Genomic DNA, 13,098 nt, shown 5'->3' with positions numbered 1-13,098 from the left:
AGGGAGAGGTCATTATTAATGATTAATTGTTAATTGTTGAACTATGGCCGATCGACTGCATTTACGTCAACTGCTCCACCAATTGAACGATCGCAGTTATAAAGCATATAAAGATATTCGCGGTCGCTATCAGTTCCCCGAATTCCTGCTCTGCATTGACCGAGTGCAAGGCGATCCCTTTGCTGCTCCCAGTCAGGTGCGGGTGTTGATGTCCTATGAAGTGGCCGGTTTTCCTCTACAAACGTATCAAAACCGCAGTCGGGCGATCGCCTTATGTGACTATTTGACGCGTCAATTTTGTCAAGTCTGTACCCAAATTAACGATCGCCGAGGGACGGGAAATAGTGGTCTGATTCAGATGCTTCGTGTCGGTCAAGAAGTGTTATCTCGCACATCTATAATTTTGACACAACAAGGCATAGAAGCCCGTTTTACAGTAGGTTTACCGGCCCAAGGTCGGCGGATTTTAGGGTATCAAGCGGGGGTTTTATTGTGTGAAGATTTACCGGAAATTGTGGAACAATCCCTGAAATATGAGAACTTACTGGCGGAGGAACTACAAGCGCATATCGAAACGGTAGAAGATGCAGAAGCCTTGCGATCGCAATTAAGCCAAAATCAGTTAGTGGCTTTTGTGGCTGATGGGGCAATTTTACCCCGCCGCAGTGGAGTGGATCGACGGGGATTAGTGGATCGAGCCGTTCCCTTTGAATCTCCAGAGTCCCTACGCGTGACTCTAGAAACACCCAACCAAGGAAGACTCACGGGAATGGGAATTCCTCAAGGAGTAACCTTAATTGTGGGAGGGGGATACCATGGTAAATCAACGCTGTTAAAGGCGATCGAATTGGGGATTTATAATCATATTCCGGGGGATGGCCGGGAATTTGTGGTCAGCGATCGCCACTCAGTTAAGATTAGAGCAGAAGATGGCCGTTCCATCACAGGGGTGGATATTTCCCCTTTTATTCAGGATTTACCCCAAAATTTGGAGACTACAGCTTTTTCTACTCCCAATGCTAGTGGTAGTACCTCCCAAGCCGCAAACATGATGGAAGCACTCGAAGTTGGGGCAAAACTGTTTTTAGTGGATGAGGATACCGCTGCTACTAATTTTATGATTCGCGATCGCCGAATGCAAGCCTTGATTGCCAAAACCTCCGAACCCATTACCCCCCTCATTGATAAGGTGCGCCAACTCTATGCCGATTATGCCGTATCTACCCTGTTGGTGATTGGCGGAAGCGGGGACTATTTTGATGTGGCAGATACGGTGATTTCCATGAATCATTTTGTCCCTGAAGACTTGACAGAAGCAGCCCAGGCGATCGCCGAAAAATACCCCACAGAGCGGCAAATTGAAGGTGGCGACCATTTTGGGCAAATTTCCCCCAGAATCCCCATAGGAGCCAGTGTAGACCCCAGTCAGGGGCATAAATCTGTGAAGCTCAAGGTACGAGATGTCAATCAAGTCGTCTTTGGTACAGACTCCATTGATTTAGCTGATGTCGAACAGTTGGTCGAAGTGGGGCAATTAAAGGCGATCGCCGAAGCCATGGTTTATGCTAAAGAAAACTATCTCAATGGCCAATACACCCTTGCAGAAACCCTAGAAGCCATTTTCGCCGATATTCAAGACGGAGGTTTAGACGCGCTAACCCGGTTTCGCGAAGGAAACCTAGTCGAGTTTCGCCCCTTTGAGTTAGCAGCAGCCTTCAATCGACTGCGCTCTTTATCCGTGAAAACCATTCATCAATAAAAAAGCAATCTTAACGCTGGTCAAGATTGCTTCTGTAACGGTTGCAGCGACTTATGCTTAACCCGATGTCATATCATCTATGAATTTTTCTTGCGCAGTTGACCACCCGCTAATCCCAAACCCATCAGACCTAAAGTGAGGATGCTAGTCGGTTCGGGAACACCAACAGTAGGCTCCTCTTCAAACTCAACTGCCATCGCCATACCATCGTTGATACACTCGTGCATTAAAGTCAGTAAAGCTTTTCCGGTCGGTAACTTGCTGGCATCGAACTTAAATCCAAACGTCTTTGCTTTTGCTACGTGATTCGAGCCAAAGTCAAGACCAGCAAGTTCAGCGTCACTCAAGAAGGCAAAGCCGTCATTAGCAACTTTATCTCCAGTTTTAATCACATTTTGAATGCTGTGGTTACCATCTTCATGTCCACCATCAAAAGCAGTCAGATATTCCTGAGCTTCCGCAGTCGTTAAATCTCCAAAATCTACGCTTCCACCCTTGTTGGCGACAGAATTCCGATAGCTTTGAAATCCGCTGTGACCACTGTTCCATTTCGTTACGCTTTTAGCGCTCACATTTTCATAGAGACCATAGGCTAGAGAGCCATTGCCAGCGTCATTCGAGGAAAAATGAACACCTAACAACTTCTCGGCAGCACTCGCATCTTTGAAGCTCTTACCTGTGAAGTTAAAGAATAAGTCTCCTTGTCCAACACCACCACTCTTTTCGAGTCCCAGGTTGCCATTGAACGCAAAATAGGCTTGGCCGTTTTCAACTTTGGCCGCCATACCAAACATTTCAAAATTGCTGTTCGTGCCAACAATACCACCACCCGTTCCATCCTCAAAGGAGTCCTGCACTATATTCCAGTCGCTTGTTAACGTAGTGAAACCGCTTGATGGGGTGAAACCGAAGGCTTGTACCGGTTGAGTAGCGATAAAAGCTGTTGAGAGGGTCACTGCAGTAGCCGTGAATAAAGTTTTTATACTAATATTACTCATTTTGATTGCTCCTTGAATGCTCTGAAAATGGTGGTAGCTAGTTGTTTTTTTTCTAGCTTATGATTAATATAACCCCTCAAAACCGTTAGCACATCAGGGCTTACACTCAATTCTGTTGAGTCTATTTCCTAAGATTTTCTAAGAATAAAGAACCAAAATAGTCAGTTATGGAAAAAATGACAGAACTTCCACCGAAGTGTTAGCCGGGTTTCATGAAGGTAATATAAAGACTATGGCAACTCCTATGGGCTTAAAATTATCTAAAAGCCTTATTTGGTCAAGGTTATAGCCTTTGAGGCGGCGTTTAAAGCTTTCATGAAGTCACCATACATTTCAAATGGCCCCTATAGAAAATCTTACCCTTTAGAGGGCTTTGCGTTGTGATGAGGAGAGAGGGATATGGGGAGATAGGGGGAGTGAACAACAGACTCAATCTAGCGAGTGAGCTATGCTGATATGAAGTAGAGGGTGAAGCCTTAGACCCTAAGCTATACAAGCTATTGCCTATTGCTAGTGTGCCTAGCGCGAAGCACTATAATTCATTTGATCCAACCAGCCACGCATTTTGCCGGGATTCAATAAACCATAAGGATCGACTTTCTTTTTGAAATTGACTTGAAGTGGATTAATCATCCGACTGCCTCCATCCTCTAAAATGTAGGTATGGGGATTAAAGATGGAAACCCCATGATTTTCGCGATCGTCCATAATTTCCTGCAACCGTTCCTCGCTTGTAAACTTCACAACCTCTAAGCCGCAGGGAGCAACTTGTCCTTGGAAACGGACAATTTCTAAATGCATCATCACTTCTTCGCCATAATGCTCATAAAACTGTTGCACTAATTCCAATTTCGGATCGGAGGGAAAGCGGCTTTGCAAATAAGTTAAATTTGGGTTAGCCGTGCGAGCATGAAGGGTAGTATGATTCCAGGTAAACTCACCCAAGTTCAGGGATTTTTCTGCTGTTGAAGAAATATAAGTGATTTCTCCTTGAAACTCTTGCGCTAATGCTTGTACACCCACTAAACTAGAGTAATCAAAAATGATTAGAACTGCGTGCTTGCGATCGGGTAAATAAGATTTTAGGGCAGTAAAATAGGAAGGAATGGGCCAAGCATGAAGACTAATTAACTTAGCAATTAAACCATCTGCTTCTCCTAATTGTTGGCTAAACCGTGCTGCTTCCATAAAATCAGAGAAAACAACGATACATTCAGCCCAAGGATAACTCGGTGCTAAGGGCATTTCTAACTCAATGATAATGCCATTGGTTCCATAGGCATGATTGACTTGTTGCACGTCATCCCCACGCAATTCCAGCACTTGCGGTTCATCTTCAAGGGTAACCACTTTGGCAGCTAGGACATTGCCGCGATCGCCCAACCATCCGTATAAAATAGATCCAATTCCTCCACTGCCTCCGGCAATAAACCCCCCTAGGGTTGCCGTGCGATAGGTTGAAGGAAGTAAACGCAACTCCCAACCTATTTCAGCAGCTAACTTATTAATTTGCGCTAACTTTGCTCCGGGTTCCGCTCTCACCCATCCTGGTTTAATCTCCAGAATCTGATTCATTCGAGTTAAATCTAAAACGACTCCTCCTTCTAGAGGCACACATTGACCATAATTTCCTGTTCCCGCACCGCGAACAGTAATCGGAATTTTATACTTCACACAAACCTTAACCACTCTTAAAACTTGTGCTTCAGTGAGGGGAAGGACGACTACATCTGCTCGTTTTTCTCCTAACAAAGGCTGTAAAATGGGGCTAAAATGAAAGTAATCTTGGGATAACTTCGCCACTTGATTTGGTTGCGTCGTCCACTCTATGTCCTCCAGCCCTGATACAAATTCATTCCAGTGGTTTTCTAGCTGTGGTGAAATCATTGGATCGCTTCATAAACCGCCCTCCAATTTTACCATAGTGCCTGTGAATCTTCCTACACAATCACCGGGTGTGTAAGTCTAACTTGCCAGAATAGAACCTAACCGATGGGTTTTGAACCCATTCCCTATTTCCTATTCCCTATGACATGAACACCATCAAGAAATGGATTATTTTAGGTAGCATTGAAATTCTATTCTGTTTTTGGCTATTAGGAACTTCTGCTAACTTAGTCAGCGCTCCAAATACGGCTAAAGTTTGGTTAGGCGTATTCGGATACTGTTCGAGTTTAGTTTTTATCCCTGCCCTTTCTATTCTCCAAATTCAAAGCGAAATTGCTGACGCAAAACGTCGCCAACGGGAACTCAAAGCCGCCTTTCCTTATGAATCTTTTTCAGTCTTGGAATTACTAGATAAAAAATCCACACTTTAGGAGTAAATTCAATGAAATTCCGTCCTCTGATTACCTCTGGTTTTCTGGCAGCAATACTTGGTGCCTCACTCTCTTTCCTCTCTTCCTGTGGTGTATTACCGGGAACCAGCGTTAAACGTATTCCCCCCGGTTATGTAGGATTAAAAGTTGAATTGTATGGTAATAATCGGGGCGTACAAAATGCCACGATTAGCACGGGAAAAGTTTGGTATAACGGCTATAGTGAAGAGATTATTGTTTTTCCCGATCATGTCCAGTATTATATTTTGACGGCTTCCGTTGATGAAGGTTCGCCCAAGGATGAAAGTATTACGTTTGGGGTTGGCGGAACAACAGTTAATGCGGATGTGTCTCTCTCCTATTTCTTCAATACGACTCAAATCAAGGATTTTTATGGCAAATACCTGAAAGATCCAGAACAGTTTAAGGGTACGTTAGTCCGCAGTGAAACCCGAAACTGTTTTAATCAATCGGCGACGAATTATAAACCGGAAGAAATTCTCGGTAGTCAGCAATCTAAATTGCTCAAAGAAGTGCAAACTTGTTTGACGGATAAATTTGGGCCGGTGGGTGTTAATTTTGAGTCTGTAGGCTTTGTGAGTAAACCTCGATTCGATCAATCGATTGAGGCTCAAATTACGGCTCGATTTCAAGCAGAGCAACGGGCGATCGCCGCTCAAGCGCAGTTAGAGGTTGCTGAAGCTGAAGCCAAGCAAAAAGAGATCGAAGCGCGAGGAGATGCAGAAGTGGCGAAAATTCAAGCTTCTAGCATTACTTCAATGACGTTAGAACTGCGGCAAATTGAACTGCAAGAGAAAATGATTGAGAAATGGAATGGCGTTTTACCGATTTATCAAGGCACACCGGCACCGTTTCCTTCCTTTAATGTAGAGGCAGAACAGCAGTAGCAATGGGGGAATGGGGAAGAAATCCTGAATTGGGGTTCATTCCTTGGAGGATAGAAGTATATAGCATTCTATTTCCTATTCCCTATTCCCTATTCCCTAATTCCCTATTCCCTAATTCCTATGATGCTGCAAGATAAGAATTGGCAAACCTACCGCGACTTAAAAGAAGCACTTAGCTTAAACCTGCGCCGTCAACTGTTTTTAGCAGTTTGTGACGATCCGAATTTTTGCCAGTATTTGGTGAATCAACTGGATATGGAGAGTCGATGTAATGAAACTCCGCTAGATTCGGAGATTCCGCGATGGATAACCCTGGAATTAGAAGCGGACGATCCGAATTTGGTTCACCAAATCGATCGCTGGTACAATGTCGCTAATCATCAAGAAATCCAGAAATCTCTCCCTTTCAGTCCTAACTCTCCTCCTCGACGACGCAAAGATGATTGGATGAAGGTTTCGCCTTTAGATCTCTCTCCCCATGTTCCCCGCGAGTTTTCCCCTGGGTTCCAATTTTTTGGGGTACAGCGTCTGATGCAAAAGTCTCCTACCCAACAATGGTCTTTTTTGCAAAATTTGGAATATATTGCTCAACGGTATCTGGATTTAGCCTGGGATTGGAATCTGTTAATCTGGATACCTCGTCCGTGGTTATTTTCGATTCAACAGTCGGTTCCTCGATTTTGGCATTGTCATACGGGGTTATTTGAGTTTGTGGCTGAACCGTTGCCAACCAATTCCCGAGGGGGAGTGGGGTTAAAGGAGCAAGTAAAAGAGTTAGCGGAACTGCCTCCGCAAGAGGAAGAAGAGCAGAAATTGGGCACAGGAGGAGGGGAAACACCACGTCCTGTAGTAGTCAAAACGGATACTCTAGAAGAGGTGCAAGAGGCGATCGCCGCGCAACGGAAGACTCTAGAAGAGCTAGAGGAGGATGAGATCGCCCGTTTAGACTTACTCAATGATTTAGGCAATCTCTACTGGATTTTATCTCGGAAAGTGACGAACCGGGAAGAGGGGTTAGCTGCACTCAAACAAGCGATTCAAACCTATGAACAAGCACTATCCCATCCTCAGATTGAATCCCAACCTCAAGGTTATACTCGGTTGCAGAATAATCTGGGTATTGCCTACGGGGAATTATCGCGCCATGAGAACCCGGTAGAAGGGTTACAAAAGGCGATCGCCGCGTATCAGTCTGCCTTATCCCATCAAGGAAAACCGGCGGATCAATCTTACGATCGAGTGTCGGATCAAGACTCACAGCACTACGCTTCGACTCAAAATAATCTGGGAACTGCTTATTGGAATTTGGCGCAACATCAAGAGGCGGCTAAAAATTTGAAACAGGCGATCGCGGCTTATCAAGAAGCCCTAAAATATTATCATCCCGATCGCGATGCCCTTAGTTATGGGATGATTCAAAATAACTTAGGGACTGCGTATTGGAATTTATCCCGATATCACAATTCTAAAGACTATTTACAATTAGCGATTTGGTCGTATCAACTTGCCCTTCAATATCGTACCCTAGAAACCAATCCCAGTGGCTATACAGCAACACAAAATAATTTGGGAACAACCTATTGGCACTTAGCCAATCAACCCAATGCACCCATTGAACAGAGACGGGAGCATTTAAGAGAGTGTATTGGAGCCTATCAAAAGGTGATTGAAGCTCTCGAAAATACTAAATCTGAAGGTTCTCTTAACCTCACTTTCGATCCCATTGCTACTTATAATAATCTGGGTGTGGCTTTATATCAATTGGCGATGAGTGCCCATCAAGTTGGTTCTAAGGATAAATCGGATATCCTTGAACCCCTTGAATTATCCCTCAAACATCATATCGAAGCGTGGACAAGATGGCAAAATAATCCACAAATGGCGCATACGGCACTCAATTATTTACTGCAAGCCGTGCGATCGCTCTACAATGAGGGAGGCATTGATGCCCAAAACCGCGCCCTAGCACAAGTTCCCAGAAGTTTATTACCTGAAATTCTCAATCGACTCTGATGCCATAGAGTAGGGAATAGTTTATCTATTATATTGATGGGGGTAAATTAATGTATGTCACTGATTTGTCTGGGGGACACGAAAATCATTCAACTTTTATTAAACATCCAACCTGGGAAGAGATCAAAAATGCTATTTTAGATTTAGATGGTTTGGGTTATAACTTAGTAACCTTTGGAAAAGAATATGACCGGCCGGATCGTCAAGGTGATATAGAGGAATTTATGGCGATTGCAGGAGGAGGGGAAAACAACTTCTATATATGTAAATATTATTCATATGAAGAGGGAGAGGAGATTTATTTATATGACCCTTCTAAATCCTTAACAGAAGAAATAGAAATTGTGGATGTGTTTCCTGGTTTATTTCCTTTAGCAGTCTGTTTTAATATCGATCTCATTTTAAGAGCAGCTCAAACTTATGCATTCTTTGGTCATAGGGATACGTCTCTTGATTGGGGATATTTTTCTATAAATCAGCCTTCACAACTCGAAATTATTAGGATATAATAAGCAAGCAACTTCAGACTAATCAATCTCAAATTCATCCTGATTTAATCCCTGGGTAAATTCCAGTATATGGCTAAAAATTTGGATAGCATCAAGTAGATATTCGCGATCGCTGTTCATTTAGAATAGATGGTATGGGTATGACGGATTTCTTTTACTGAGTATTATAATATTCATAAATAACAAGGAGAGTGTATGATGAGACAAATCATGGATGTCAGTGAGTTGAAGCCAGAACAGATACAACAAATACAAACCATTATTGAAGCATTTAAGGCTAAAAATGAACTGGATAAATTGTCTACTTATCAAAAAAAGAATCACACACTAGATATCATCGATCGCTTGACACAAAATCCAATTAAAGTGGATTGTTTTCTGAAGCGTGAAGACATTTATGACTGTTAATTATGGATGAAGTTTGATGAAGTTAAACCTTATTGATACTAACATTTGGCTCTATAGACTGTTTGACGATCAACGTATAGACGCTAGAGAAAGACAACGAAAGCTAAAGATCGCTACTTCGATTACAGACCAATCTTCTTTGACGATCAGTACCCAGGTGATTAATGAAATTTCGGCGAATCTAATTAAGAAAGCTAATTTTGATGAAACTCAAATTAAAGCAGTGATTCAATCCCTGTATAATCGCTGTCAAGTGGTAGAATTTAGCTTAAATATTCTGCAATCTGCTTCTGATTTACGCATCAATTATAATCTCTCATTTTGGGATAGCCTGATTGTGGCGAGTGCATTAGCCGGTGGTGCAGATTTTTTGTATTCTGAAGATATGCAAGATGGGTTAATTGTTTCGGGACAACTCAATATTATTAATCCCTTTCAATGACAGTAGGGGCGAATTTTTTTTCGCCCCTATAACCGGAGTCTCCTCTCCAAGCTTGGACAAGATGGTACAATAACCTGCAAATGGCTCCTATAGCTCTGAATTATTTACTGCAAGCAGGGATAAGTCTCTCTCTTATGGCAGAGGGATATAGGTAGAGGAAATTATTTCAGTAACTCCTCAAATTGTTGTTGACTCCACAGGGTTTGATACAGTCCCTCTTGCTCGATTAATTCCCGATGGTGTCCCATTTGCACAATGCTTCCCCGTTCCATGACAAAGATGCGATCGGCTGTTGCTGCTGCGGAAAGTTGATGGGAAATAAACAACACGGTTTTTTTGCGCGTGCCTGTAGATAGATTCTTTAAAATTCCGGTCGCTGTTTGATTATCTACACTCGATAAACAATCATCCAAAATTAAGACGGGCGCATCAATCAGCAACGCACGAGCTAAGGCAGAGCGCTGCCGTTGTCCGCCGGATAGAGTGATCCCTCTTTCTCCGACAATGGTGTCATAATATTGGGGGAAATTGAGAATTTCCGGATGAATTTGGGCAGTGGTTGCGGCGGTTTCTACCCTCAACTGTTCCGCCAGAGGATCGCCATAGCGAATATTATTTTGAATCGTGGTACTGAACAAGAAACTATCTTGAGGAACAAACGCGATCGCGCCCCGCAAATCGTTTAAGTTAAGCTTGGTAATGTCATAACTATCCAGAAATACCCGACCCTGGGCAATGGGTAACAGTCGCGGAAGTGCCTTAGCTAGGGTTGATTTTCCCGAACCAATCGGCCCGACAATGGCAATAGTTTCACCAGGATGAATGCTAAAATTAATGTTGTTCAGAGCGGGGGTAGCACTACCGGGATACGTATAGCTCAGATGACGGGCAACCAGTTGACCTTTAGGTGGTGTTTTAAAGTCTAGAGATTGGGAAAAATTCAGAATTTTGGGCTGCACCTTGAGAATTTCTTCGATGCGATTAATACTCACTTCTCCCCGCTGATAGGCACTAATGGTAAAACCGAGTAAGGCAGTTGGAAACACCAGGCGCTCCACATAAAGCAGCAAGGCTAAAAAGTCCCCAATGGTAATCGAACCGCTGGCAATTTCTTGAGTCCCCATCCAGAGAATCACCAGTAAACTTAAGGAAGCTAAAGCTTCGACGAAGGGAAAGAGAAAATTACGAGTTCTGGCTAACTTGAGGTTTGCGCCGAGCAATTTCTGATTGAGTTGGCGAAAAGCTTGCTGTTCATTGTCTTCTTGGGCATAAATTTTAATTAACGAGATGCCGCTCATATCTTCTTGGATCAGATCGCTAACGTGGGAGAGTTCTTCCTGTACGTCCTGCTGTTCCTTGCGAAGTCGGTTGCTGAAAATCTGTACGGCAAATAACATTAAGGGATAAACGGCGATCGCCAACAAACTTAAGCGCAAATGAATCGATAGCATCACCGGCAGAGTCAGTACATACGCAAACACTGTATTCGCCAAGCTCAACACGGCAAACCCCAGCAGACGGCGAATACTGTCCACATCCGAGGTCGCCCGGTTAATCAAATCCCCCACCGTATGCGTGGCAAAATACCCCGAATCTAGGCGCAAGAAATGCCCGAATATTGCCTGTTTGAGGTCAAACTCCACCTGACGACCGACCCCAAACAACAAAACCCGCGAAACCATACGAATCACCCACATGATAGTGGCTAACACCAATAACCACAGCACCGTACTAATGACCGTCCGAGTGCTAAACGTCACTTGTAGATTATTGACTCCATCCCGAATCAGCAGAGGAAGGTAAACCCCCAGAGCATTGACAATTAAAAGAGAAAAAATACCCAAGCCGGCTGATTTCCAATGGGGACGCAGATAAGATCCGAGCTTCTCTAAATTTGATTGAGCCATAGGGAAAGGGGGGGAGATTGCTTACTTATACGGTTGCGTGTCAAATCGAAAGAGAGCCTGGCGATCGCCAGCACATATCATCACCATACTACATTCCTATACCTCTCCCTAATCCGCCATCAGCCCCTACTCAGGGGCATCAGGTTTCCTGGAGCCATAAGCGAAAGGGCCGGAACTATGTCAGAATGTTCACAGTATTTTTGTTCTCCTTCGTGATTAAATAACCCATTGTGTTTGTTCTTAGCGGTTACGAATACTTTTTAGGCTTTCTGCTGCTATGCAGCTCAGTCCCCGTGTTGGCTCTGGGAGCTTCCTATATCCTGCGTCCCAAAGGCGTTGGCCCGGAATGCCGCACCACTTACGAATCCGCCGTTGAACCGGTGGGGGGGGCATGGATTCAATTCAACATTCGCTACTATATGTTCGCCCTGGTGTTCGTTATTTTTGATGTAGAAACCGTGTTTCTCTATCCTTGGGCAGTAGCTTTTAGCAAGTTAGGCCTGTTAGCCTTTATCGAAGCCTTGATTTTCATCGCCATTCTGGTGGTGGGCTTGGTCTACGCTTGGAGAAAAGGAGCATTGGAATGGTCGTAGGTTCTAGTAAAACAGAGATGACACAAAATCTGATTAATCCCGTTGAACGTCCGCAAGTCACTAACGAACTGTCAGAGAATGTAATTCTGACAACGGTAGAGGATTTGTATAACTGGGCGAAACTCTCTTCACTTTGGCCGCTGTTGTATGGTACAGCCTGTTGCTTTATCGAATTTGCGGCCTTGATTGGTTCCCGGTTTGATTTTGACCGCTTTGGTTTGGTTCCCCGCTCGAGTCCCAGACAAGCGGATTTGCTGATTACAGCCGGAACCATCACCATGAAGTATGCTCCGGCTCTGGTGCGCTTGTACGAGCAAATGCCCGAACCCAAGTATGTGATTGCCATGGGTGCTTGTACGATTACAGGTGGTATGTTTAGTATGGATTCCCCTTCTGCGGTGCGTGGGGTGGATAAACTGATTCCAGTTGATGTCTATATTCCCGGTTGTCCTCCGCGACCTGAGGCAATTATTGATGCCATCATTAAGTTGCGCAAAAAGATTGCGAATGAAACGATTCAGGAACGGAGCAAAATCCTGCAAACCCATCGTTATTATCAGGTGAGCCACAAAATGAACGTGGTTGAACCGATTTTGACGGGAGCATATCTCCAATCCGAGACGCGACAAGCTCCCCCGAAAGCGTTGGCAGAGGCTTATGGAATGCCGATTCCTGCAGCATTAGAAGGTGAAAAACAGGAGGAAGTTCAGGGTGGCTGAGGAAAATCAAGAGTTAGCACAGGAAACGGCAGGACCGGTTTCGAGCTGGTTGGGTGAGAATGGGTTTGGTCATGAGTTTTTGGGGCGCGATCGCTCTTCGATAGAATTGATTAAGGTAGAACCCCAATTTCTCCTACCCATTTCCTCTGCGCTCTATGCCTATGGCTTTAATTATCTCCAATGTCAAGGTGCGTATGATGAAGGTCCGGGTCAAGCATTAGTCAGTTTTTACCATTTGCTGAAAGTGGACGATGATGTGGTTGACCCGGAAGAAGTGCGGGTAAAGGTTTATCTGCCTCGCGATAACCCGAAAGTGCCTTCAGTCTATTGGATTTGGAAAGCGGCCGATTTCCAAGAACGGGAATCCTATGATATGTATGGGATTGTCTATGAAGGTCATCCCAATCTCAAGCGCCTGCTGATGCCAGAAGACTGGGTAGGTTGGCCCTTGCGGAAAGATTACATCTCTCCGGATTTCTACGAATTGCAAGATGCATATTAATCGGTGTTTTTTCTTGTAGGGG

At 44.1% G+C, this 13,098-nt stretch carries 13 protein-coding genes; 10 read left to right on the top strand and 3 right to left on the bottom strand.

What is annotated here, in order from left to right; all coding sequences use genetic code 11:
• Positions 1-43 precede the first annotated feature (43 nt).
• Positions 44-1,759, top strand: coding sequence for an ABC-ATPase domain-containing protein (locus tag J7545_RS22110; protein WP_318699950.1), 1,716 nt, complete (start codon positions 44-46; stop codon positions 1,757-1,759).
• Positions 1,760-1,836: 77 nt separating this feature from the next.
• Here the strand turns inward: J7545_RS22110 and J7545_RS22105 are convergent, their stop codons facing one another.
• Together J7545_RS22105 and J7545_RS22100 are read right to left on the bottom strand one after the other, a co-directional pair.
• Positions 1,837-2,757, bottom strand: a complete 921-nt coding sequence (locus tag J7545_RS22105; protein WP_318699952.1) for an XDD3 family exosortase-dependent surface protein — start codon at positions 2,755-2,757, stop codon at positions 1,837-1,839.
• Positions 2,758-3,276: 519 nt separating this feature from the next.
• On the bottom strand, positions 3,277-4,644 hold the full coding sequence (locus J7545_RS22100) for an FAD-binding oxidoreductase (protein WP_318699954.1): 1,368 nt from the start codon (positions 4,642-4,644) through the stop codon (positions 3,277-3,279).
• A 146-nt stretch (positions 4,645-4,790) separates the two neighbouring features.
• Here J7545_RS22100 and J7545_RS22095 point away from each other — a divergent pair, with 146 nt between their 5' ends.
• The 6 genes from J7545_RS22095 to J7545_RS22070 all read left to right on the top strand — a co-directional run bounded on the left by J7545_RS22095 (position 4,791) and on the right by J7545_RS22070 (position 9,355).
• Positions 4,791-5,075: a hypothetical protein gene (locus J7545_RS22095; protein WP_318699955.1), complete on the top strand. Its 285-nt coding sequence runs from the start codon at positions 4,791-4,793 to the stop codon at positions 5,073-5,075.
• A gap of 11 nt (positions 5,076-5,086) precedes the next feature.
• Positions 5,087-5,983, top strand: a complete 897-nt coding sequence (locus J7545_RS22090) for an SPFH domain-containing protein (protein WP_271935935.1) — start codon at positions 5,087-5,089, stop codon at positions 5,981-5,983.
• Between the two features lie 120 nt (positions 5,984-6,103).
• Positions 6,104-7,996 carry a tetratricopeptide repeat protein gene (locus J7545_RS22085; RefSeq protein ID WP_318699957.1) on the top strand — a complete coding sequence of 631 codons (1,893 nt, stop codon included), beginning with the start codon at positions 6,104-6,106 and terminating at the stop codon, positions 7,994-7,996.
• A 50-nt stretch (positions 7,997-8,046) separates the two neighbouring features.
• Positions 8,047-8,505, top strand: a complete 459-nt coding sequence (locus tag J7545_RS22080) for a hypothetical protein (protein ID WP_318699958.1) — start codon at positions 8,047-8,049, stop codon at positions 8,503-8,505.
• 195 nt (positions 8,506-8,700) lie between these two features.
• Positions 8,701-8,913 carry a hypothetical protein gene (locus J7545_RS22075; protein ID WP_318699959.1) on the top strand — a complete coding sequence of 71 codons (213 nt, stop codon included), beginning with the start codon at positions 8,701-8,703 and terminating at the stop codon, positions 8,911-8,913.
• 16 nt (positions 8,914-8,929) lie between these two features.
• Positions 8,930-9,355 (top strand): PIN domain-containing protein, encoded by a 426-nt coding sequence (locus J7545_RS22070; RefSeq protein WP_318699960.1) that lies wholly within the window; start codon positions 8,930-8,932, stop codon positions 9,353-9,355.
• A gap of 161 nt (positions 9,356-9,516) precedes the next feature.
• On the opposite strand, the gene J7545_RS22065 is transcribed toward J7545_RS22070, so the two are convergent.
• Positions 9,517-11,262 carry an ABC transporter ATP-binding protein gene (locus J7545_RS22065; RefSeq protein ID WP_318699961.1) on the bottom strand — a complete coding sequence of 582 codons (1,746 nt, stop codon included), beginning with the start codon at positions 11,260-11,262 and terminating at the stop codon, positions 9,517-9,519.
• A gap of 230 nt (positions 11,263-11,492) precedes the next feature.
• Between J7545_RS22065 and ndhC the strand changes: the two genes are divergently transcribed.
• The 3 genes from ndhC to J7545_RS22050 are packed head-to-tail and all read left to right on the top strand — an operon-like array spanning position 11,493 to position 13,076.
• Positions 11,493-11,855: a photosynthetic/respiratory NAD(P)H-quinone oxidoreductase subunit C gene (gene ndhC / locus J7545_RS22060; RefSeq protein WP_271938464.1), complete on the top strand. Its 363-nt coding sequence runs from the start codon at positions 11,493-11,495 to the stop codon at positions 11,853-11,855.
• A complete protein-coding gene (ndhK, locus tag J7545_RS22055) occupies positions 11,846-12,574 on the top strand; it encodes a photosynthetic/respiratory NAD(P)H-quinone oxidoreductase subunit K (RefSeq protein WP_318699962.1) in 729 nt (242 codons plus the stop codon). The genes ndhC and ndhK overlap by 10 nt, the downstream gene beginning before the upstream one ends.
• Positions 12,567-13,076 (top strand): NAD(P)H-quinone oxidoreductase subunit J, encoded by a 510-nt coding sequence (locus tag J7545_RS22050; protein WP_413038729.1) that lies wholly within the window; start codon positions 12,567-12,569, stop codon positions 13,074-13,076. The genes ndhK and J7545_RS22050 overlap by 8 nt, the downstream gene beginning before the upstream one ends.
• The last annotated feature ends 22 nt before the right edge of the window (positions 13,077-13,098 follow it).

Origin of the sequence: Roseofilum sp. SBFL, assembly GCF_017746885.1 — a bacterium.
Taxonomy (GTDB): Bacteria; Cyanobacteriota; Cyanobacteriia; order Cyanobacteriales; family Desertifilaceae; genus Roseofilum.
This window is presented reverse-complemented; position numbering and strand designations above follow the sequence as displayed.